This is a genomic window from Paenibacillus sp. FSL H3-0469 (assembly GCF_038051945.1).
GTDB lineage: Bacteria > Bacillota > Bacilli > Paenibacillales > Paenibacillaceae > Paenibacillus_AQ.
This window is the reverse complement of the sequence record NZ_CP150302.1, coordinates 2,946,604-2,968,237: the sequence shown is the minus strand read 5'-3', so window position 1 is coordinate 2,968,237 and position 21,634 is coordinate 2,946,604. Positions and strand designations below refer to the sequence as shown.

Here is a 21,634-nt window from a genome sequence, read left to right as displayed (position 1 = left end):
AGGCGAGATTATGGCATTTACGCTGAGATCAAGGTTTATGGCAGTGTTAAGCTTGGTGTTGGTTTCTTCGGTAGCGGGTGGTTCTGTTCCGGTGATGGCCGAGGATGAGAGTAATCCCCCTTTTGAGACGGAAGTGATTGTACGGACCGTGAACCAGTTCAAGAACCTGGCGGATGTCCAGAACTTCATCGCGCTGTCCACAACCTACGGCGTCGATGTCATCAGCATGAACGTGAAGCAGGATGAAGATGATGAGGTTCCGTCCGGCAGTGTATTTTATCAGAGTGATATCGCTCCCATCGCCCAGGGTTACCAGAATTTCGATGCTCTGCAGGCTGTCATTACGGCGGCCCATGCCGCAGGAATCAAGGTTCATGCCTGGATTCCCCAGTTCCACGACCAGCAGGCCTTCCTCGCTCACGATGAATGGCAGATGCAGGCGCTTGTGGACGGGGTTCAGACTCCGTTTACAGGCTCTAACGGCAACGAATATTTCGTCAATCCGGTTCACCATGAGGTTCAGCAGTATGAGCGTTCCATCATTCAGGAAGTGATCGGGAATTATGATGTGGACGGTGTTGTGCTGGACTGGATCCGCTTCGACAATTACAACATGGACGTCAGTGATTACACAGTTGCGAAGTATCAGGCTCAGTTCGGATATTCGCCGCTCAGCATTGACTTTGATACGGATTCACCGCAGCGCCAGCAGTGGAATGAATGGAGAACCGAACAAATTGGACAGTATGTAGGCGATATCCGTGAGGATATTTCCCAGTCCGCGAATCCGGATGTGCCGCTCAGTGTGTATATTTTGCCGCCGGAATTCACAGAGGTTGGACAGAATGTTGCCAAGTTCAAGGATGAGATCGACTTCGTTGCACCGATGGCGTACTTCGATGACTGGGAATTCAACAGTGATTGGGTATACAGTACCTCCTACGGCATCCTGAAGGATACGAGTGACCGGATCAGCGGCAGTAATGTGGACATTGTAGCTACCCTGGATAATGACTGGACCGATGATCAATATCAGGAGGTGTACAAAGGCATCCGTGAGAATTATCCGGGCGTGAAGCGCCTGTCGTTCTTTGCCTACGGGGCCTGGCCGGAAGAGGAACTGGCGAACATCCATGAACGGGAGACCTGGCCGACGCCAGGCTGGACGGCTCCGGTAGAGCAGAATTATCCGGCCCAGCTGCCTGCGGTATGGAAGGCGCGGAATATCGGTTCCATGCCGGGGAACGCCACCTACAATGCTTCCAATAAGCAATTTACACTCAGCAGCAGCTCAACGGATATTTGGGGCAATGGGGATCAGCTGAATTATATCTATCAACCCGTGAGCGGCAATGCGGAGATCGTGGTCAAGGTGCAGTCCGCCAGCTGGCTGGACGGCTGGGCCAAGGCTGGTATTATGATCCGGGAGTCGCTGAGTCATAATTCCAGGCACGCGGATATGATGCTAACCCCTGCGAATGGGGCCACCTTCCAGTATCGAACAGAAACTGCGGGCAGTATGGCCGACCATACCGCAGCTGCCTCGGTTCCGAAATGGCTGAAGCTGACGAGAAACGGCAATACGTTCAAAGGGTCTATATCGGCCAACGGAAGCAGTTGGCAGACGGTCGGAACCATTCAGATCCCCATGAAGCATAAAGTGTATATCGGGATTGCCCTCAGTAATCCCGGGAATGATTCGCGGAACAAAGCTGTGTTTGGAAATGTGAAGGTTACGGATTAAGGGGAGAGATGCATATGACTATGCCGCTACAGGAACGCCAGTATTTCTTCCGGGATTACTACGATCAGGGCGAAGAGCTGTTGCTGGAAGGGCAGCAGCTGAGAATTGAGCTGTCTTCAACGTTCTCCATGATTCAGAAATATGAAGGCCCGCTTGCTGCAGATGGCCCGATTATGATCATTGAACCGCCTGGAGAAGGAGAAGAATCACCCGAGCCGGGCAATATCAGGCTGGAGCTTGAATATGAGGGATCGCTTAAGGCCGATGGTTATCGGCTGGACATCGGTAAGGACGGCAAAATTAACATTGCTGCCTCCAATAAGAGAGGAATCAGATATGGGATGGACGCCTTGCACCGGCTGCTGAGGGTAGAGGAAGGCAAGTGCCGATTGCCCGTGGCTGCCATTCACGATGAACCCTCTTTTCCGGTTCGCGGCATTATTGAAGGCTTCTATGGCACGCCGTGGAGCTGGGCTGACCGGATCGATGCTGTGCGTTATCTGGCAGCTCATCGAATGAACACCTTCATGCATGCTCCCAAGGATGATCCCTATCACCGTGAGCTGTGGCGTGAGCCTTATCCAGAGGCTATGTTCGAGCAGATTCGCGAGCTGAAGCAGGAATGCGATACGCAGCTGGTGGACTTCTATTATTGCATTAGTCCGGGGAATGATCTGCAGTTTCGTAGTGAGGATGATTTTGCCAGTCTGGAAGCGAAGCTGGGAGCGATGATCGCCATCGGGGTGCGGCATTTCGCCTTGCTGATGGACGACATCGACTACGCCTTGTCAGGGGAGAACCTTCATTACCTGGAGCGCTCCGGGCTGGCGCATGCTTATGTGGCTAACCGTGTCTATGACTATTTAAGCCGTCAATTGCAGAAGGTCAGCCTGGTGATGTGCCCCTCCGAGTATTGGTCCTGCCGGGATAGCGAATATAAGCGGGATATCCGTGAGCAGCTGCATACGGATATCAAGGTATTCTGGACCGGCTCGGCCGTCTTTGCCCGGCAGGTCGGGAGCAGGCAGGCACGGGATAATTACACCTATTACGGACATCAGCTGTGGCTGTGGGACAACATCCCTGTCAATGATGCCGACTACGACCGGCTGTTTCTGGACCCGGTTCGCGGACGTTATTCCCAGCTTGGCCAGACCGGACATCAGGCCGTGGTAGCGAATCCGATGGTTCAGTGGGAATGCTCCAAGATTACACTGAACACCATGGCCGACTATATGTGGAACAGTGAGCGTTATATGCCGGAGCTGTCCTGGGAGCTGTCGGTCCGGGAATTCGCCGGAGAACTGGCAGACGACATGATGTTCTTCTGTAGCCAGAATCTGAACAGCCAGCTCTATAGCGGCGGATATGAGGAACTGAATGAGGCTGTGCGCAGCAAAGATATCCGCAGGCTTGACGCGTATTTCGACCGCCTGGAGAGCGTCTCTTACCGGTTGCTTGAAATGGAGAATTCCAAGTTCAAGCAAGAAGCAGGACCCTGGCTGCACAGAGCGCTTGCGGATGTAGAGCTGTGGAGAGCCTTGCGGCGGAAGGCTGCCGGGACGACGGAACCCGGAGCCGATGAAGAATTACGCGGGCGGGCCGCAGTCTGTCAGGCCTTCGAGGTCCGGCTGGGCAGTGATCCGGCCTGGACAGCCGCTGAGGCTTGGGGATTTGCTGTCCGGGAGGGCAAGAAAGGCTACCGGCTGATTTTGGAAGCTGAGAAGGAAATCTAAGCAGCACAATACTGTACAGCTGACGTATAGGCCGTTCGCAACAGGTATTCCTAACGGAATAGGCTTGGAGAGCTGAGAATTTAGCTGCCGTGCTTCAGAGTATCGTATGTAGGCCTTCCTTTCCCTGTTGGGGAGGGAAGGTTTGGTTTTTGTTAACTGATAAGAGTAAAAGTGAATGAAATCACAATCTTTTTTTGAGGGAGTGGTACATTGAAGCTATGCTCTTTTAATTCGGGAGGTACTTTTATGACAAGATACGAACAACAAAGACAACTGCTGAAATCCAATTTTCATGAATTCAAGCAGATCAAAACAGATAAGATGAAGGGCATCGCGCAGCCGCCGATTGTGAAGCCCTATGATGAAGGATCGCGGATCATTGAATTGCCTGAGGTCAGCCGGGACGTTGTGAGTCAGAACAATATTGTGAATTGCATTGGCCAAAGAAGGAGTACAAGATTCTATTCCGCTGACATGCTAAGTCTGGAAGAGCTATCCTATCTACTATGGGCCACCCAGGGCATTACGGGAATGAGCAAGAATGGACTGACTCTGCGGACGGTACCCTGTAGCGGGGCGACCCATACGTTTGAGACCTATCTGCTGATTATGCGGGTGGTAGGCATACCGCAGGGCATCTACCGGTACCTTCCTGTGGAGCACAAGCTGTTATTTATGTTTGAATTAGACCAGCTGGAGCAGAAGATTGATGCGATTACGCTGGATCAGCCCTTTGTCCCCAACTTCGCCAGGAAGGCTGCCGTTCTGTTCGCCTGGAGCACCACCCCATACCGGTCCGAATGGAAATATGATATCTCCGCGCACAAAAAAATTCTCATTGATGCCGGGCATGTCTGCCAGAATCTGTACCTGGCCAGTGAATCCATCGGGGCCGGAGCTTGTGCCATCGGAATCTATGATCAGCAGCTGATTGATGAGGTGCTCGAACTGGATGGCGATGATGAATTTGTAATCTACCTTGGCGCGGTCGGGAAGAAGCGGGACTAGCAGCACATTACCGGTTCTGATTGATATACGCCAGATACTCCTCAGCGCTCTGGTTGATTTCATCATCACTCGCCTGGAAGGAAGCGCCGAACACGGCGAAGTACGGCAGGGCGGTTGCGCCGACATGGATGGCACTGGCCTGGAACGGGGCGATGATCTCATCTACAGTGAAAGAAACGGACCCGGCTGGCAGGTAGTTTTCCTTTTTATCGCCAATGGTCATAGCTATGCCCAGTTTCTTACCCCTCAGTTTGTTGCCGCTCGAGCCGTAAGCCCAGCCGTGAGTGAACACATCGTCCAGCCACTTTTTCAGCAGCGGGGGGTAGCTGTACCAGTATAAGGGGAATTGGAAAATAATCAGGTCATGCGCCTCCAATAAACGCTGCTCCCGCGGAACATCGATGCTCCAGTCCGGGTACTCCTTGTAGAGCTCGTGGACCGTAACGTCCTCAGGATGCAGCAGCAGCTCTTGTCTCCATCTCCGGTTCACTCTTGAAGCCTCTATATCGGGGTGTGCCAGGATTACCAGGGTTGTCATTAGGGATCACCTTTCCGGTGTATAATTTATGTTGTGCAGCTGCTTCTATTATTTTGTAAGTTCCTGAAAATGTAAATACACACAATGAAGTAACAAGGTTACCTCAAGGTGTGCATTGGAATAGAGTGCCGGATGTGGCAGAATAGTAATCATTAGATCAGCGCATTGTTATGACTGCTGAGGAGGTGCCGGGATGAAGCAATATCATTTAGGGATTGAGGCGACGCTTGAGATTATCGGCGGGAAGTGGAAGTCGCTGATCATATGTATACTGATGTCGGGGACCAAGCGGACGAGTGAACTGCAGCGCAGTATTCCGGGCATCTCGCAAAAGGTTCTGATTCAACAGCTCCGCGAGCTGGAACGGGATGGGATCATCGGCAGGTTGGTCTATAGCCAAATGCCGCCCAAGGTGGAATATTACATCACCGAGTATGGGATCACAGCCAATGAGATCATTGACCTGATGTGCTCCTGGGGGAGAACCAATATTGCGATCCGCCAGCAGCGGGGCGAGGAAATCATGCTGCTTGATGAGGACTCCGAAGAGTAGAAGAACTGATCTATTGACATTAGTTTGATATCAAACTATAATTCATTTATGGAAACCAGAGATGCTATTTCACTTATATCAAAGATCCGCGAGAAGGTTAACCGGTTCATCGTACAAGAGATGGCGAAGCAGGGAGTAAACGGCATTGCCACCTCACACGGGGATATTCTGTATGCGCTGCTGTCTAAGCACAGACTCACCATGGCCGAGATCTCGGCATATATTCATAAGGACAAATCTACAGTTACAGCACTTGTGGATAAGCTGGTCCGGCTGGGACTGGTTACGAAGGAGAGGGATCAGGAGGACACCCGGTACGTATATGTTACTCTAACCGGGAAGGGGAAGGAGCTGGAGCCGGTATTTGAATCGGTCTCTTCTGCCATGCTGAAGCAGTTCTACCGCGATATCACGGAAGAAGAGCAGAAGACTTTACTGACGATTTTAATGAAAATCAATCATAATTTCTAAAAAAATTTGTGTTATAGTTTGATATCAAACTAATTACGGGAAGGACATTACAATGAGAGACTACACTGATGAGTTACCGCCGCATACAGAGAGATATGTCGGTGAGCATGATCTGTATCTGGAGATTTACAAGGGAGAAGAGTCTTTGGAAAACCAAGAACAGGAAGATAAGGTACCCCTGCTGTTTGTACACGGTGCGTATACCGGAAGCTGGATGTGGAGCAAGTACATTCCCCATTTCATCCGTGAAGGCTGGACGTGTTATGTGATGAATCTGAGAAGTCATTACCGGAGCCGGGTGCTGGATATGACGCAGATTACCTTTGAAGATTACTTGGGGGATATCCATGAAGTAGTGCAGGTGATCCAGGCTGAATGCGGAGTTACTCCTGTCCTGATCGGGTTCAGTATGGGCGGAATTCTTAGCCAGAAGGTGGCGGAGAGGGCCGGGCTGGCCGGTCTTGTGTTGATGGATTCAAGTCTATGCAGAGAGGTACATGAGGAGGTTCCATATACGGATATCGTCAGAACGGTACCAGGTAATGTAGTGCCCGCTCCGGTTCGCGAAGACGAGACCAGCCTGGATGAGACGGCAGAGGACATAGCGTTTCAGCGGAAATACCTGACGATGGAGTCTGCCAAGGCGTTTCAAACCTTCTCTTATCACTTCGGGGCAGAAGGGGTACCTGTAGACAGCGGGTCCATTACTTGCCCTTGTCTGGTGATCCATGCGGTTAACAGTGATGAGGAAGAGCGCCGGGGCAGAGCCAATGCAGCGTATTTCCGTGCAACCTATGCAGGTCTTTGGGGCACCACCCATACCGGCCTGCTTGTAGGACAGCGCTATGTGGAAGCGGCACAGACGATCCTGCGGTGGTTGGCGAGATAATGTAGTGTCACAAATAAAAGGCCGCCTGAACCGGGATGCTCCCGTTCCTTAGCGGCCTTAACCTGATAGGTGGAGGGTGTTCTATATATACATCTAATTGAAAATTAGTGAAATTTGACGGTCTTGATGCGTGATTCCTGTTCGTAAGTAAGCGGACTTGGGGTTGGCGGTGTGTGCAGATGGCGATGTGCACTATATTCCATCTTCCGGTAATCTTCTTCTCCGGAAGCCATGCCCGGCTGCCACATCCCGGTTACCCAATTCTTCAGTTCCTTAATTCCTGCCAGCATTGCATTCATCCTCCTTGGCGATGAAATACGGTAATGAACCTCTGGGACATCTATCCTGGTTACGCTTTCATTATAACATGGATAATCAATAAATCAATGTGATGTCCGCCTCTAAAAGACAAATAAATAAGGAATAATGTTGTGATACCTGGGTTTGTATTTGTCTAAGAGAATAATGTCCGTGTGGGATGGACTACATACGGGCAACAAAAAAAGCGGCAGCCGGGAGGGCGGTCGCTTCGGGGCAGGATGTTATGCAGAAGCTGCTAAACGTTTCAATTCAGCTTCCTGATCTATAGAACGCCGTGCCAGTATATCCAGCGTTGCGTCATGTCCTCGCAGGCTCCGGTCGATCCGCTCCAGAGAATCCCGGCCAGCAACGACTTCAGTGTTGACCTTGGACACCGCCTGTTGAATCAGCGGAATTAGCTTCGTATCTTCCTTGATGCTTTCGATATCAGCCTTGACGGTAACGATATCATCCTTGATGGTAAAGATGTCTGACTTGATGTTTTCAATTTCATCCTTGATGATCACCAGCTCGGCCGTAATTTCAGTCTTGAATGAAGTGAATTCTGTCTGAAGATTTTTAACATCGGCCTTCAATCCAGAAATCTCGGATTTGATCCCTGTGATTTCAGACTTCATTCCTGTAACTTCGGATTTAACTCCTGAAATTTCGGATTTTAATTCTGTGATTTCGGACTTCATTCCTGTAACTTGGAATTTAACTACTGAAATCTCCGATTTTAATTCTGTAATTTCAGACTTCACTCCTTGCAGCTCGGCAAGAATCTGCTGGAGAATTACATCGCTCATAGGGCACAGCTCCTTAGAGAGGTTGGAGTAGGACTGCCGCTTGAAGGGGGATACCTGCGGAATAGGTACAGGTCATTATAGCATATTTGCGTCATTATTGGGTGCTGCTGTAAAAAGAATTCCATGAACATATTGGACATTAGAAGACTGATATTTAAATTTATAAATATACAAAATAGGACAATGGGTGTACTATGTATGTGAATAAATTCGCATGAAGCGTAACCGATAAGAGATGGGGGAATTAAGATTCATGAAGACAAGAAACTGGAAACACCTTATGAAGCTAGTCGTACTGACTGCTGCTGTCAGCGTGACAGCTGCCGGATGCGGTAGCGCAAATCAGGCAGGAAATGCCAAGAATGCAAATACAGGAGCTGCTGCAGCTGCACCTGCTGAGGCTGTTACGATATCGCTGGGACTGCTGCCATCCATCGATGCGATTCCTTTTATTATTGCTCATGAGCAGGGATTTGATCAGAAGCATCAGGTGAACCTGGATATCCAAACCTTCAAGAGCGCGAAGGATCGTGATGTGGCTTTTCAGGCGGGCAAAGTAGATGGCCTCAGTGCAGATCTGGTGGCGATCTCGATCTATAACGAAGCAGGACTCGATGTCAAAATCACCAGCACGACCACAGGTGAATTCGACCTGCTGACCGGAAATGATGAAGTGAAAGAGGTTAAGGACCTTAAGGGGAAGACCGTCATCCTGTCCAAGAATACCTCCACCCAGTATACTGTCGCCATGATGCTGAAGCAGGCAGGCCTGACAGAAGCCGATATTACCGTAACGGAAGTGCCGCAGATTCCAACTCGTCTGGAGCTGCTTAAGAATAATAAGGCGGATGCGGCTGTTTTGCCGGAGCCTTTTGTAACGATGGGCCGCTCTGCCGGTCTGCGCGTTCTCAGCTCCACCCACAGCGCGGGTGTCAATCCGTTTGTGCTGGCTTTTCCGCAGAGTGCCATTGATGCCAAGGGCCAGGGAATCCGCGATATGTACGCCGCTTATGATGAGGCTGTAGATTATATGAAAACGCACGACCAGTCGGAATATATCGACCTGATTATTAAGGAAGTGGGTTATCCGGACACGCTGAAGAATGAGATTAAGGTGCCGGAGTATCTGCCTGCGAATCAGGTGGATGTGAAGGAAGTGGAGGCTGCTTTTGCCTGGGCCCGTGAAAAAGGACTGCTGACCAAAGATCTGGCGGCTGAAGATGTGATCTCCGATGTCCAGTTTAAAAAATAGCGGTCTCCGCATTCATCAGCTGCATGTAGCTTATCAGAACGGGCAGCTGGCTCTGGGTGAGATGAGCCTGACCCTGCCGGAGCACGGGATTTATACGGTAATCGGCCCCTCGGGAAGCGGCAAATCCACGCTGCTGCGGGCCATTGCCGGACTGCTGTCCGGATACGAAGGAGAGCTGCTGTTCAATGGCAGATCTGTTCATGAGAAGGAGACGCTAATCGGGCTGGTGCCGCAGAATTACGGATTGCTGCCCTGGAAGACGGTCCGGGACAACATCCGGATTGCGATGCGGATCGCCCGTCCCGGCGCGGCGGGCCATACAAGACAGGAGCAGGACCGGCAAATTATGCATTGGCTCGAAGCCATGGGGATCGCCCAGCTCGCCGGCCGGTTTCCGCTCTCGTTGAGCGGCGGTCAGCAGCAGCGGGTAGCCATTGCCCGCGCCTTTGCCATTCTGCCGACCCTTCTGCTGCTGGATGAGCCGTTCTCGGCACTGGATGCCATTACGCGGGAAGGGCTGCAGCAGATTTTTATCGACAACTGGCAGGCGCATCCGGCGACCACGCTGTTCGTCACCCACGATGTGGAGGAGGCCATTCTCCTGGGACAGAAGATTATCATCATGCTGCCGGGACAGCAGGAGCCGCCGGAGATTCTTGATAATGCTGCTGTATTTGCCATGAAGCATTCCGAGAAGCGGGAGAGCGATGAATACTTCATGCAGTCCAAGAGAATCCGAAAGGTAATGATGGAGAAATGGTAAAACGACGGCATATTATTCACCTGCTGCGTCTGCTGCTCGTTTTTGCCGGAATGAATGCGCTCTGGTATGTCGCTTATCTGCTCATGAATCACGCGATTCTGCCTAGCCCGGGTGCGGTCTATAAGTCAATGTTTCAGCTGGGGGCCCATGATGTGGCACTGAATGTCGGCTACAGTCTGATGCGGATCTTTGAAGGTGTGCTGCTGGCTTTGCTGCTCGGTCTGCTGGCCGGTCTGCTGATGGGCCGCTCTCCCTTCTGGAACCGGGTACTGGACCCGGTCGTTTATCTGACCTATCCCATTCCCAAAATTGCGCTGTTGCCGGTAGTCATGCTCTTCTTCGGCCTAGGAGAAACCTCCAAGGTGCTGATGATTATGCTGATCCTGCTGTTCCAGGTCATTATCTCGGTACGCGATGGTGTGAAGGCCATCCCTGAGAGTACCTATGATGTCCTGACGAGTATAGGTGCCAGCACGATGCAGAAATTCTGGAATGTGACGCTTCCCGGCGCTTTGTCGGTGATCCTTAGTACGATTCGCATATCGCTGGGTACAGCGATTTCCGTACTCTTTTTCACCGAAATCTACGGTACGGAGCACGGCATGGGCTTCTTTATCATGGATGCCTGGCTGCGGCTGGACTACCCTGAGATGTACGCCGGAATTATGCTGTTCAGTCTGGTGGGGTTCGTGCTGTTCCTGCTGGTGGATGTGCTGGATTACAGATTCATGAAGTGGCGGAGATAGCTGTTTAAGCGGGAAACGAAAAACACTTTTTTCAAAAACAAAAAGAAACCGTCCTTTGGTAAAATGGAGGTACCGCCCAACCACTTCAAAAAGGATCGATTTCTTTGTATATTCAATAGTCCATGGACCAACAACAGAAAGCAGCGAGTCTCCAATAACGGGAGAGTCGCTGCTTTTTTAACATTTAAAGCTTTTGAAAAATTTAAGAATCTGACTTATTCAAATGGCCGGAGGTCTTACTTTCCGAGCTGCTTGTCGACTTCCTTGACCGGATTCTCAGAGGCATTCTCTTCGGTTTTGACACTGCTCATGAACCAGCCTGTGGCCGCAATAATGATCAGAACGACATAGAAGGTCAGTTTCCACCAGGTGCTGTGTGCGAAGTCTTCGGACAATACACCCAGAGCAGGGTGGGCCAAGGTGATAACTGCGAGCTTAACCCCAACCCAGCCGACGATGAAGAAGGCAGCAACCTCAAGACCCGGACGGGTGTGAAGCAGCTTAACGAAGAAGGAGGCAGCGAACCGCATAATGACGAGACCGATGAAGCCGCCTGCGAAGATTACAAGGAACTGTCCGCCGTCGAGGCCGCCGATGTTGCGGATACCACTTGCCGGAAGCGCAACGGCCAGGGCTACGGCTGCGAGGATGGAGTCTACGGCAAAGGCAATATCTGCTACTTCAACCTTAAGTACAGTGAACCAGAAGCTGGCTTTCTTCTTGTTTACAGCTCCAGGACTTCCGCTCTCAGCGGCTTCTTCCGTGACCGGCTTAGCGAATAAGACCTTTCGGAAGATGTGATTCCCCGCGATAAATAACAGATATAGCGCACCGATGGCTTGTACCTGCCAGATGTCTACCAGGTAGGAGATGACGAACAACGATCCGAACCGGAACACAAAAGCTCCGGCCAATCCGTAGAACAATGCCTTTTTACGTTCCTCATCAGGAAGATGTTTAACCATAATCGCTAGTACAAGTGCGTTGTCTGCGGCAAGCAGCCCTTCCAGTGCTACGAGAACGAGCAATACCCATCCGTATTCTAATAATAGTCCCCAATCCATTGCTGTTTCCTCCTCAAGTGGTTTAGCTGCTTTTTTGCGAAACTAACGGTGATACCATTAGTTTAACCAAAAATATATATAAAAAAGACCTTTACCAAACAGATTAGCCTTTGGAATAAAGGTAACCTGGTTGGTAAAGGTCTCGCTAACAATAATCTATTGCCGATAAAACCGGAGAATATCCTCATACTCTCGTATTGACGATTTTATCTAACAGCTACTCCCCTTTACGGGATTATATGAAATTTTAGGTGATTCGTTTCTGGCTAAAAGTATCATATCCGAGTTAAGAGGCATTGTCAATGCCTTTTGAGAACAAATATCAATAGAAAATGACAGGCCTGAAAACGGAAACATGGTAAGTATGAGTCATATAAGTTGACATATCATATGGCGAAACTGCAAACAAAAGGAAATAAAGGGCGAAATAAACGTTGGGCTAATTGACGATCCCCGGTAATGAAAATATGATGAGACTAATTAAAGCGGCCAAGTGAAGTGAAATGTTAGATAAAATAACATTAACCAAACAAAGGCCATTTGAACCGCAAAACTTAAGTTAATGCTTCCGAAGCGAGTTTTGTACGCAGAATGCGCAGAGAAGCTTAGCTTACAAAACTTTCAGGAGGTGGGAAATGATGCAGCCGTCATGTCTATCAAGTGAAGCGGAGGAGGAAATTAGCCGCCACCCTTGCTACAGCGAGGAGGCTCACCGGTTTTATGCCCGGATGCACATCCCGGTTGCTCCCGCCTGTAACATCCAGTGCAATTACTGTAACCGCAAGTTCGACTGTGTAAATGAGAGCAGGCCGGGCGTGGTTAGTGAGGTGCTTACTCCGGAGCAGGCGGAACGCAAGGTACGGGGAGTTGCGGCCCAACTGATGCAGCTCTCGGTAGTGGGTGTAGCCGGACCGGGAGATCCGCTGGCGAACCCGGAGCAGACCTTCGATACCTTCGCCCGGGTCAGGAAACATGTGCCTGATATCTCCCTCTGTCTCAGCACTAACGGACTTACGCTGTACCGGCATGTGGATGAGATTATGGAGCTGGGCATCCGTCATGTCACGATCACCATCAACGCGATCGACCCTGATGTAGGCCAGGCGATTTATCCGTGGGTGTTCGATGAAGGGGTCCGGTACGAAGGCAGAGAGGCAGCCGGGCTGCTGATCAGCCGTCAATTACTGGGACTTGAAATGCTGGCCAAGCTGGGGATTCTGGTCAAAGTGAATTCCATTATGATTCCGGGGGTTAACGATCATCATCTGACTGCCGTGTCAGCGCGGGTAAAAGAGCTCGGGGCTACACTGCACAATGTAACACCTCTTATTATCGCACCGGGCAGCCAGTATGAAGCGGATGGCCGCAAGGCGCCCCGTCCGAAGGAACTGCTTAATTTGCAGGAGCAGCTGGGCCGCGGGGGGATGAAGGTTATGCGTCACTGCCGGCAATGCCGGGCCGATGCGATCGGGCTGCTGGGCCAGGACCGCAATCCCGATTTTCCGCTGGAAGCGATGGAGGCCGAGCCGGTCATTAATGAAGAAGCCCGGGCGATGTTCCAGAGTGAGCTGGACACCAAAATCCGCGAGCATGTCTTAGCCAAACAGGCCAGACGCATTCAGACCGGAGGGCCGAAGACACGGGTTGCGGTTGCCACCAGAGGCGGCGACAAGGTGAATCAGCATTTCGGTCATGCCACTGAGTTCCTGGTCTATGACACCGACGGAACGGATGTACAGCTCCTGGGTGTCCGCAAGATCCAGGCCTACTGCCATGGGAAGGCCGATTGTAACGGTGACAAAGCAGCTACGCTGCAAGAAATTATATCGATTCTAAGTGACTGCCGCATTCTTCTCTGCTCCGGCATCGGCGAGGCCCCAAGGGCCAGCCTGAACAAAATCGGTGTCCTGCCTCTTGTCCGCAAAGGCGGCATTCAGGAAGCCATTCTCGAAAGTGTGAAGTACAGCTCTTATTTTGAAAATATAAACATTTCGAAGGGATGATGAACAATGAGACAAATAGCTTTCTACGGTAAAGGCGGTATCGGCAAATCGACAACTTCACAAAACACCCTGGCTCAGCTGGCCACCAAATTTGAACAAAGAGTCATGATCGTAGGCTGTGACCCGAAGGCGGATTCCACCCGTCTGATCCTGAATACCAAAGCCCAGAACTCCGTGCTGGAGCTGGCGGCTGAGCTTGGCTCCGTAGAGGATCTGGAGCTTGAGGATGTGCTGCAGACAGGATTCGGCGACATTATCAACGTAGAGTGCGGCGGGCCGGAACCGGGGGTAGGCTGCGCAGGGCGCGGGATTATCACTGCGATTAACTTCCTGGAGCAGGAGGGCGCCTATCAGGATCTGGATTTCGTCTCCTATGACGTACTGGGTGACGTGGTATGCGGCGGATTCGCCATGCCGATCCGTGAGGGCAAGGCCCAGGAGATCTATATCGTCTGCTCCGGCGAGATGATGGCGATGTACGCAGCCAACAATATCGCCCGCGGTATCCTGAAATATGCGACCAGCGGCGGCGTAAGACTCGGCGGCCTGATCTGTAACAGCCGGAATACTGACCGTGAGGATGAGCTGATCATGGAGCTGGCCCGCCGCCTGAACACACAGATGATTCACTTTGTTCCCCGCGATAACATCGTTCAGCATGCCGAGCTGCGCAGAATGACCGTAGCCCAATATAACCCTGAGCACCAGCAGGCGAAAGAATATGAAATCCTGGCCGAGAAGATTCTCAATAACAAAATGCTGACGATCCCCACCCCGATCTCGATGGAAGAGCTGGAAGAGCTGCTGATGGAATTCGGCATCATTGAAGATGAAGAAGCTGCGATCAAGAAGCTCCAGGCTTCCGGGCAATAAACTCTGAGGCGAAGAGAAAAGGAGGGTCAAATCATGGGACTGAGTATTGAAGAGAATCAGAAGCTGGTTGAGGAGATTCTGGAAGCCTATCCCAAAAAGGCGCGGAAGGACCGCGAGAAGCATTTTCAGGTGGCGGATGAAAAGGCCATTGATTGCAGCACGTGTGCGGTGAAGTCCAATATTAAATCCCGTCCGGGTGTGATGACCCCGCGCGGCTGCGCCTATGCCGGCTCCAAAGGGGTGGTCTGGGGTCCGATCAAGGATATGGTCCATATCAGTCACGGGCCGGTGGGCTGCGGACAGTATAGCTGGGGCTCACGCCGTAACTTTGCGAATGGGACGCTTGGCATCGATAACTTTACGGCGATGCAGATTACCAGTGATTTTCAGGAGACGGATATCGTGTTCGGCGGGGATAAGAAGCTGGCCGTCATTATGCGTGAGATTACCGAGATGTTCCCGCTGGCAAAGGGGATCTCTGTCCAGTCGGAATGTCCGGTCGGCCTGATCGGCGATGATATCGAAGCGGTGTCGAAGAAGATGTCCAAGGAGCTTGCGATGCCGATTGTTCCGGTACGCTGCGAAGGCTTCCGCGGGGTCAGCCAGTCGCTGGGCCATCATATTGCGAACGATGCGATCCGTGACTTCGTGATGGGCCGTGCCGAGCTGGCGGAGACCGGTCCCTACGATGTGAATATCATCGGCGACTATAACATTGGCGGCGACGCCTGGGCCTCACGTATCCTGCTTGAAGAGATGGGCCTGCGCGTTATTGCCCAGTGGTCCGGTGACGGCTCTTTGAACGAGCTGGAGATAGCCCACAAGGCGAAGCTGAACCTGATCCACTGCCACCGCTCCATGAACTATATGGTGGACCATATGGAGAAGGCCTACGGCATCCCTTGGCTGGAATACAATTTCTTCGGGCCAACGAAGACGTATGAGAGCCTGCGGGCGATTGCAGCGCTTTTCGATGCTACGATTCAGGAGAATTGCGAGCAGATGATCGCCAGATATAAGCCGGTTATGGATGCAGTGATCCGCAAATACAGACCGCGTCTGGAAAATAAAACCGTCATGCTGATGATCGGGGGCCTGCGTTCCCGCCATACCATCGGCGCTTATGAAGATCTGGGGATGGATATCGTAGCCTCCGGTTATGAATTCGCCCACAAGGATGACTATGAGAAGATGCTCCCGATGCTTGCCGAGGGAACCATTGTCATGGATGATCCCACAGCTTACGAGCTGGAAGAAATTACGAAGAAGATGAACATTGATCTGGTAGGCTCAGGCGTGAAGGAGAAATATGTCTATCACAAGATGGGTGTGCCGTTCCGTCAGATGCATTCCTGGGATTATAGCGGCCCGTATCACGGCTTCGACGGATTTAAGGTATTTGCGAAGGATATGGATATGACTGTGAACAGCCCGGTATGGGATCTGGTGAGCAGAAAAGGAACAATGGAGCCGAAGGAGGCGGGCGTATGAGCAGGGATGAACTGAACATTAAAGATAATACCAGCTTGTTCAAGGAAGAGCGTTATGTGCAGCAGCGGGAGAACAAGAAGCAGTTCGAAGCTCCCTGCAGCGAGAAGGAGACCGCCGAAGCACTCGCGTACTCCAAGTCTGCCGAATATATGGAGAAGAATTTCAGCCGCCAGAATGTGGTGATCAATCCGCATAAAGCGTGCCAGCCGCTGGGTTCGGTCATGGCCGCACTCGGGTTCGAGAAGACGCTGCCGTTCGTACACGGATCGCAGGGCTGCAACGCCTACTTCCGCAGTCATCTCAGCCGTCACTTCAAGGAGCCTACGCCGTCCGTGTCCACGTCCATGACGGAGGATGCAGCCGTATTCGGCGGGATGAACAACCTGATTGACGGTTTGGAGAACAGTGTCGCCTTGTACAAACCGGAGATGGTTGCGATTTGTACCACCTGTATGGCTGAGGTCATCGGGGATGACCTGAACTCTTTTATCGGCAATGCCCGCATTAAAGGGGTGATCAGTGAGGAATATCCGGTGGCCTACTGCAACACCCCGAGCTTCGTCGGCTCACATATCACTGGCTACGATGCCATGATCAAGGGTATCCTGAGCTACCTCTATACCCGTTCGGGTATAGAGAGCAAGCCGGGAAGCGGCGCGGAGAGCGGAGAGAAGCTGAATGTGATGCTGGGCTTTGAGCCGTACACCGGCAATTTTGCAGAGCTGCGCAAGATTCTGGGAGCCTTCGATACCAAGTACACCCTACTTGGAGACCACAGCGGGAACTACGATTCACCGGCAACCGGAGAGTATGAATACTACTACGGCGGTACGAAGCTTGCGGATGTTCCGCAGGCAGCCAATGCGCTTGCAACCCTCTCTCTGCAAAAGTATACGCTGAAGAAGACCCAGGAATATATCAGCGGTACCTGGAACCAGCAGCTGGCAGCGTTATCCACGCCGCTGGGCATTAAGGGCACAGATACTCTGCTGGCTACGATCAGTGAGCTGACCGGCCTCCCGATTCCAGCAGTGCTTACGGAAGAACGCGGCCGTGTCGTGGATGCGCTGATGGACAGTCACCCTTACCTGCACGGCAAGCGGGTAGCGCTGGTAGGCGACCCGGATCTGCTTATTGGCCTGATCGGGTTCTGCCTGGAGACCGGGATGGAGCCGGTGCATATTATCTGCTCGAACGGTGATGTGGACTTCAATGAAGTGAAGTTCAAGGATGAGGCCGAAGCGCTGCTGGCAGCAAGTCCGTATGGCACCGAAGCTACTGTGCATGTCGGCAAAGACCTGTGGCATATGCGCTCGCTGCTGCTGAATGACAAGGTGGATCTGGCGATTGGCAGCTCCCATCTGAAATTTGCCGCCAAGGATGCGGAGGTGCCGCTGGTGCGGGTCGGCTTCCCGATCTTCGACCGCCATCACATGCACCGTTATCCGATTATCGGGTATCAGGGAACACTTAATCTGCTCAGCCTGATCGTGAACACGATTCTGCAGCAGCTTGATGATCATAACTCCGGCTTTAATTTTGAGCTGGTGCGCTAGAGCCGTTTGTCTGTAGCCATTATAAGAGGATTGGATTGCTAACCTGGCCTTCTCCTCCCCCCGGAATATGCGGCAGCGGTTGTTGCGGCTGCAGTTCATCCGGTAGGGGCGGCGAAGGGCCGGGATTCTTGCCATCATGGGCACCTGCCTCATCAGGGAGTGCGCAAGATTCGTGTGGAACACAAGCCTCTTAAGCGAAGGAGATGAAGAGCCGATGGACCCTTTACGGCAAGATGAATTTGATTCCCAGGCTTGCGGGAGCATGGCCCCTAAGGCGAAGCCCTGTCCAAGGCCCAAGCCGGGCGAAGCTGCTGGGGGCTGCTCCTTCGACGGAGCCCAGATCACGCTGCTGCCGATTATGGATGCTGCACATCTGGTTCATGGACCGATTGCCTGCGCCGGTAACAGCTGGGAGAGCAGAGGCGCGTTATCCAGCGGCCCCTCCCTGTCCCAATATGGCTTCGCTACGGATCTTACGGATTCTGATATTATTTTTGGCGGCGAGAAGAAATTGAAGGACAGCATTGATTATATTGCCGGGCGCTTTGCGCCTCCGGCAATATTTGTATATTCAACCTGCGTGACCGCGCTGATCGGCGAAGATATGGATGCGGTCTGCAAGGAGGCGGCGGACCGGATCGGGATTCCTGTGATCCCGGTGAACAGCCCCGGCTTCGTCGGGAGCAAGAATCTCGGGAACCGGCTGGCGGGGGATGCGCTGCTGCAGTATGTCATCGGGACGGGAGAGCCGGAGCCGGAGACGGATCTCGGGGTGAATCTGATCGGGGAGTACAATATCGCCGGTGAGATGTGGGATATTGAGAAGCTGATGAACAGCGCCGGGATCGCCGTAACCTCGCGGATTACGGGGGATGCCCGCTATAAGGAGATTACGTGGGCGCACCGGGCGAGAGTGAATATGGTGGTCTGCAGCCGGGCGCTGCTCGGCCTTGCCAAGGAGATGGAGTCGAGATACGGTATCCCGTATTTCGAAGGCTCGTTCTATGGTGCGAAGGAGACGACCTATTCGCTGCGCCAGATGGCCTATCTGATGAATGACCGGGAGATGGAGCGGCGTGTGGACCGGCTCACCGAGCGGGAGGAAGCCAGGTTAAGCCAGGAGCTGCGGCCTTACCGCAAGCTGCTGAGGGGGAAACGGGCTGTACTCTATACGGGCGGGGTCAAAAGCTGGTCCGTCATCTCGGCCCTGAAGGAGCTGGGCGTTCAGGTCGTCGGGGTAGGCACGAACAAAAGCACGGAGGATGATGTGCGGCGGATTGCCGACCGCGTAGGAGATGATACGGAATACATTCCCGAGGGCGGGGCCAGCCGGATTATCAAGACGGTAAGAGAGCGCAAGGCGGATATTATGATTGCGGGCGGCCGCAATATGTATGTGGCGATGAAAGAGCAGATTCCCTTCATTGATATTAATCAGGAGCGCCACAAAGCGTATGCCGGATATGAAGGGCTGCTGCGGCTGGCCAAAGAGCTGACCTATTCACTTGCGAACCCGATCTGGAAGCTGGCGGCAAGCCCTGCTCCCTGGGATAAGGAGGCGCCGCCCTATGACCGTTAACCGGAGAAAAAAGCCCGCATCAGTCAACCCGATGAAGATCGGGCAGTCGCTGGGTGCCGTACTGGCCTTGCAGGGCTGCTACCGGGCCATGCCGCTGATTCACGGCTCCCAGGGCTGCTCCGCTTTTCCGAAGGCGCTCCTGACCCGTCATTTCCGGGAACCGATTGCCGTGCAGACCTCGGCGCTGCAGGAGATGGATGTCATCTTCGATGCCAACCGCAATCTGGAGGAGGCGCTGAATCTGGTGCTGAGCAAGCACCGCCCGGATATCATCGGCATTATTGGGACGGAATTGACGGATGTAGCCGGTGTGGATTATCAGAACATGCTTAAGACGTATAAAAGAGAGCGGAATATGCGCGGAGGTCTCGCCTTCTCTGTGGTTCTGCCAGATTTTCGCGGATCGCTGGAATCGGGCTTCAGCTCTACGGTGGAGTCTATGATTGACGAGATGATCCAGCAGGTAGGACACCGGGGGCAAAGAAGCGTGAACACCCGGCAGATTACCCTGCTGCCGGGCTCGTTCTTAACCCCGGCCGATGTGATGGAGCTGAAGGAGATCATCTCCTCCTTCGGCTTCGAGGTGATTGCGCTGCCGGATATCTCGACTTCCTTGTCCGGCCATCTGCTTACCGGCTTCTCGCCGCTGACACGCGGCGGGGTTCCGCTGGACTCTATGCTCCAGAGCCTGCAGTCCGCTTTGACGATTGCCGTGGGCGGCAGTATGGAGCGTCCGGCCAGACGGCTGCATAATGCCATAGGTACCCCGTATAAGGTATTCGAGGGGGCGATGGGGCTTAAAGCAACCGATGAACTGCTGCATTTCCTGCATCAGATCAGCGGGGAGCCGGTGCCGCTGCGGTATTGCTGGCAGCGGGAGAATCTGCTCGACAGCATGCTGGACGCGCATTTTCAATTTGCCGGAATGTCGGTGCTTGCCGCACTGGAACCGGATCATCTGCATTCGGTCTCGGGGTGGCTGGAGGAGCTGGGCGTAGAGCAGAAGGCGCTGATCACTTCGTTTGAGACCCCGCTCATTGCCGGAATGGAGCGCGAGGTGTGGGTGGGCGATTTGGATGATGCCGAGGTGCTGGGCAAGGGGGCTGATCTCTGGATCAGCAATTCCCACGGGATTGCCGGGGCACAGCGGACGGGTGCCGCCTTCATGCCGGCCGGGTTCCCGGTCTGGAATGAGCTTGGCGCTTACATGTCCGTCTCGGCCGGGTACCGGGGAGCCATGGAATGGAGTAATAAAGCAGGGAATCTGTTAATGCAAAGGGAGGCAGGCAGCCGTGAAAGTAGCGTTCGCCACAGATGATGGAAGCCGTGTGAATGCGCATTTCGGACAGAGTCCGATGTTCGCTGTATATAATGTAACGAAAGCCGGGGCCGAGCTGGTGGAGCTGCGCAGACTGTCTGCCGTACCGCACCAGGATGAAGCTGGCAAAATCGAAAGCCGCCTGGATTCTGTAGGCGACTGTACTCTGATCTTCATCATGCAGATCGGCGCATCGGCTGCTGCGCGGGTAACACGCCGGAAGATTATGCCGGTGAAGGTTCCGATGGGCAGCCCTATCGAGGAGCAGCTGAAGCGGCTGGTCGAGATGCTTCAGGGCAAGCCGCCGATGTGGCTGGCCAAGGTGCTGCGGGCAGAGGAAGCGGAAGAGAATGAAGGAGGAGAAGCGAATGGAACCCATGGCTAATGAGCGTGCGGCGCTGCAGGGTATGGTGATTCCGGGAGCTGCGGCGGCGAGGCAGCGCAGTCCCAGAGCACGTAAGGAGCTGAATCCGGAGACCGCAGATGCCCTGATCCGGCGTCTGTGTCATCTGCTGGACGCCGGGGACTTCTTCGGACGTAACAGCAGTCTTCCTCCGCTGGAGAAGATCGCGAAGCTGTTCCTGGCATCTGCCGGGGATAAGGATCAATCGGAATTCAATTGTGCGGTGTCGTCCAAGGTCCGCCAGCAGGTGCCGCTGCTGTTCCAGGCCATGGCAGGCGTTATGGAGGAGAGATGCGGCCTTATGATCCAGAGTACAGCAGAGATTAACGGCGAGGGCTTCGGCCGGGGGCTGCTCTACAGCGGCAGAGTCATTGTGGTGCTTAAGAGCCTGAGGGCCGGCTTTCCCTTCCCGTTCACTTCGGCTGAGAAGACGATTTCGTACGGGGTGGAGTGTATTGAAGAAGGAATGGCTTTTCTGGAGAAATATACGGAGATGACTTCAGCGCATGGCCTGCTTAGCCTGGAGGGCTAGGGAGTA

21 protein-coding genes are annotated in these 21,634 nt (G+C 52.9%); 17 read left to right on the top strand and 4 right to left on the bottom strand.

Going from position 1 to position 21,634, the window contains the following annotated elements; translation table 11 throughout:
• The first annotated feature begins 10 nt into the window (after positions 1 to 10).
• The 3 genes from NSS83_RS12845 (at position 11) to NSS83_RS12835 (ending at position 4,488) form a co-directional block, all read left to right on the top strand.
• A complete protein-coding gene (locus NSS83_RS12845) occupies positions 11 to 1,744 on the top strand; it encodes a family 10 glycosylhydrolase (RefSeq protein ID WP_341348375.1) in 1,734 nt (577 codons plus the stop codon).
• A 14-nt stretch (positions 1,745 to 1,758) separates the two neighbouring features.
• Positions 1,759 to 3,480, top strand: a complete 1,722-nt coding sequence (locus NSS83_RS12840; protein WP_341184167.1) for a beta-N-acetylglucosaminidase domain-containing protein — start codon at positions 1,759 to 1,761, stop codon at positions 3,478 to 3,480.
• A 246-nt stretch (positions 3,481 to 3,726) separates the two neighbouring features.
• Positions 3,727 to 4,488, top strand: a complete 762-nt coding sequence (locus tag NSS83_RS12835) for a SagB/ThcOx family dehydrogenase (RefSeq protein ID WP_341184168.1) — start codon at positions 3,727 to 3,729, stop codon at positions 4,486 to 4,488.
• A gap of 7 nt (positions 4,489 to 4,495) precedes the next feature.
• On the opposite strand, the gene NSS83_RS12830 is transcribed toward NSS83_RS12835, so the two are convergent.
• Entirely contained in the window at positions 4,496 to 5,026 is a 531-nt protein-coding gene (locus NSS83_RS12830) for an NAD(P)H-dependent oxidoreductase (protein ID WP_341184169.1), read from the bottom strand.
• 193 nt (positions 5,027 to 5,219) lie between these two features.
• On the opposite strand from NSS83_RS12830, the gene NSS83_RS12825 reads away from it, so the two are divergent.
• The 3 genes from NSS83_RS12825 to NSS83_RS12815 are packed head-to-tail and all read left to right on the top strand — an operon-like array spanning position 5,220 to position 6,939.
• Positions 5,220 to 5,579 (top strand): helix-turn-helix domain-containing protein, encoded by a 360-nt coding sequence (locus NSS83_RS12825; protein WP_341184170.1) that lies wholly within the window; start codon positions 5,220 to 5,222, stop codon positions 5,577 to 5,579.
• 48 nt (positions 5,580 to 5,627) lie between these two features.
• A complete protein-coding gene (locus tag NSS83_RS12820) occupies positions 5,628 to 6,050 on the top strand; it encodes a MarR family transcriptional regulator (protein WP_341184171.1) in 423 nt (140 codons plus the stop codon).
• 52 nt (positions 6,051 to 6,102) lie between these two features.
• A complete protein-coding gene (locus tag NSS83_RS12815; protein WP_341184172.1) occupies positions 6,103 to 6,939 on the top strand; it encodes an alpha/beta hydrolase family protein in 837 nt (278 codons plus the stop codon).
• A gap of 104 nt (positions 6,940 to 7,043) precedes the next feature.
• On the opposite strand, the gene NSS83_RS12810 is transcribed toward NSS83_RS12815, so the two are convergent.
• Together NSS83_RS12810 and NSS83_RS12805 are read right to left on the bottom strand one after the other, a co-directional pair.
• A complete protein-coding gene (locus NSS83_RS12810; protein WP_036695723.1) occupies positions 7,044 to 7,229 on the bottom strand; it encodes a hypothetical protein in 186 nt (61 codons plus the stop codon).
• A 252-nt stretch (positions 7,230 to 7,481) separates the two neighbouring features.
• Complete coding sequence (locus NSS83_RS12805) at positions 7,482 to 8,048, bottom strand: hypothetical protein (RefSeq protein WP_341184173.1); 567 nt, start codon at positions 8,046 to 8,048, stop codon at positions 7,482 to 7,484.
• A gap of 280 nt (positions 8,049 to 8,328) precedes the next feature.
• On the opposite strand from NSS83_RS12805, the gene NSS83_RS12800 reads away from it, so the two are divergent.
• Genes NSS83_RS12800 through NSS83_RS12790 form a run of 3 tightly spaced genes read left to right on the top strand, consistent with a single transcriptional unit; the run spans position 8,329 to position 10,809 of the window.
• On the top strand, positions 8,329 to 9,300 hold the full coding sequence (locus NSS83_RS12800) for an ABC transporter substrate-binding protein (protein ID WP_341348374.1): 972 nt from the start codon (positions 8,329 to 8,331) through the stop codon (positions 9,298 to 9,300).
• Positions 9,281 to 10,063: an ATP-binding cassette domain-containing protein gene (locus tag NSS83_RS12795; protein WP_341184175.1), complete on the top strand. Its 783-nt coding sequence runs from the start codon at positions 9,281 to 9,283 to the stop codon at positions 10,061 to 10,063. The genes NSS83_RS12800 and NSS83_RS12795 overlap by 20 nt, the downstream gene beginning before the upstream one ends.
• Positions 10,057 to 10,809 carry an ABC transporter permease gene (locus NSS83_RS12790; RefSeq protein ID WP_341184176.1) on the top strand — a complete coding sequence of 251 codons (753 nt, stop codon included), beginning with the start codon at positions 10,057 to 10,059 and terminating at the stop codon, positions 10,807 to 10,809. The genes NSS83_RS12795 and NSS83_RS12790 overlap by 7 nt, the downstream gene beginning before the upstream one ends.
• A gap of 236 nt (positions 10,810 to 11,045) precedes the next feature.
• Here the strand turns inward: NSS83_RS12790 and NSS83_RS12785 are convergent, their stop codons facing one another.
• Positions 11,046 to 11,873, bottom strand: a complete 828-nt coding sequence (locus NSS83_RS12785) for a TerC family protein (protein WP_341184177.1) — start codon at positions 11,871 to 11,873, stop codon at positions 11,046 to 11,048.
• 635 nt (positions 11,874 to 12,508) lie between these two features.
• On the opposite strand from NSS83_RS12785, the gene nifB reads away from it, so the two are divergent.
• The 8 genes from nifB (at position 12,509) to NSS83_RS12745 (ending at position 21,628) form a co-directional block, all read left to right on the top strand.
• Positions 12,509 to 13,876 (top strand): nitrogenase cofactor biosynthesis protein NifB, encoded by a 1,368-nt coding sequence (gene nifB / locus NSS83_RS12780; RefSeq protein WP_341348373.1) that lies wholly within the window; start codon positions 12,509 to 12,511, stop codon positions 13,874 to 13,876.
• Between the two features lie 6 nt (positions 13,877 to 13,882).
• Positions 13,883 to 14,749 carry a nitrogenase iron protein gene (gene nifH, locus NSS83_RS12775; RefSeq protein ID WP_036695744.1) on the top strand — a complete coding sequence of 289 codons (867 nt, stop codon included), beginning with the start codon at positions 13,883 to 13,885 and terminating at the stop codon, positions 14,747 to 14,749.
• A 33-nt stretch (positions 14,750 to 14,782) separates the two neighbouring features.
• Positions 14,783 to 16,240 (top strand): nitrogenase molybdenum-iron protein alpha chain, encoded by a 1,458-nt coding sequence (gene nifD / locus NSS83_RS12770; protein WP_341348372.1) that lies wholly within the window; start codon positions 14,783 to 14,785, stop codon positions 16,238 to 16,240.
• Positions 16,237 to 17,796, top strand: coding sequence for a nitrogenase molybdenum-iron protein subunit beta (gene nifK / locus NSS83_RS12765; RefSeq protein WP_341348371.1), 1,560 nt, complete (start codon positions 16,237 to 16,239; stop codon positions 17,794 to 17,796). Before nifD ends, nifK begins: the two co-directional genes overlap by 4 nt.
• Before the next feature lie 214 nt (positions 17,797 to 18,010).
• Positions 18,011 to 19,375, top strand: a complete 1,365-nt coding sequence (gene nifE, locus NSS83_RS12760) for a nitrogenase iron-molybdenum cofactor biosynthesis protein NifE (RefSeq protein ID WP_341348370.1) — start codon at positions 18,011 to 18,013, stop codon at positions 19,373 to 19,375.
• Complete coding sequence (nifN, locus tag NSS83_RS12755; RefSeq protein WP_341184182.1) at positions 19,365 to 20,693, top strand: nitrogenase iron-molybdenum cofactor biosynthesis protein NifN; 1,329 nt, start codon at positions 19,365 to 19,367, stop codon at positions 20,691 to 20,693. The genes nifE and nifN overlap by 11 nt, the downstream gene beginning before the upstream one ends.
• Complete coding sequence (gene nifX / locus NSS83_RS12750) at positions 20,668 to 21,078, top strand: nitrogen fixation protein NifX (protein WP_341184183.1); 411 nt, start codon at positions 20,668 to 20,670, stop codon at positions 21,076 to 21,078. Before nifN ends, nifX begins: the two co-directional genes overlap by 26 nt.
• Entirely contained in the window at positions 21,062 to 21,628 is a 567-nt protein-coding gene (locus NSS83_RS12745) for a DUF269 domain-containing protein (RefSeq protein ID WP_341184184.1), read from the top strand. Before nifX ends, NSS83_RS12745 begins: the two co-directional genes overlap by 17 nt.
• The last annotated feature ends 6 nt before the right edge of the window (positions 21,629 to 21,634 follow it).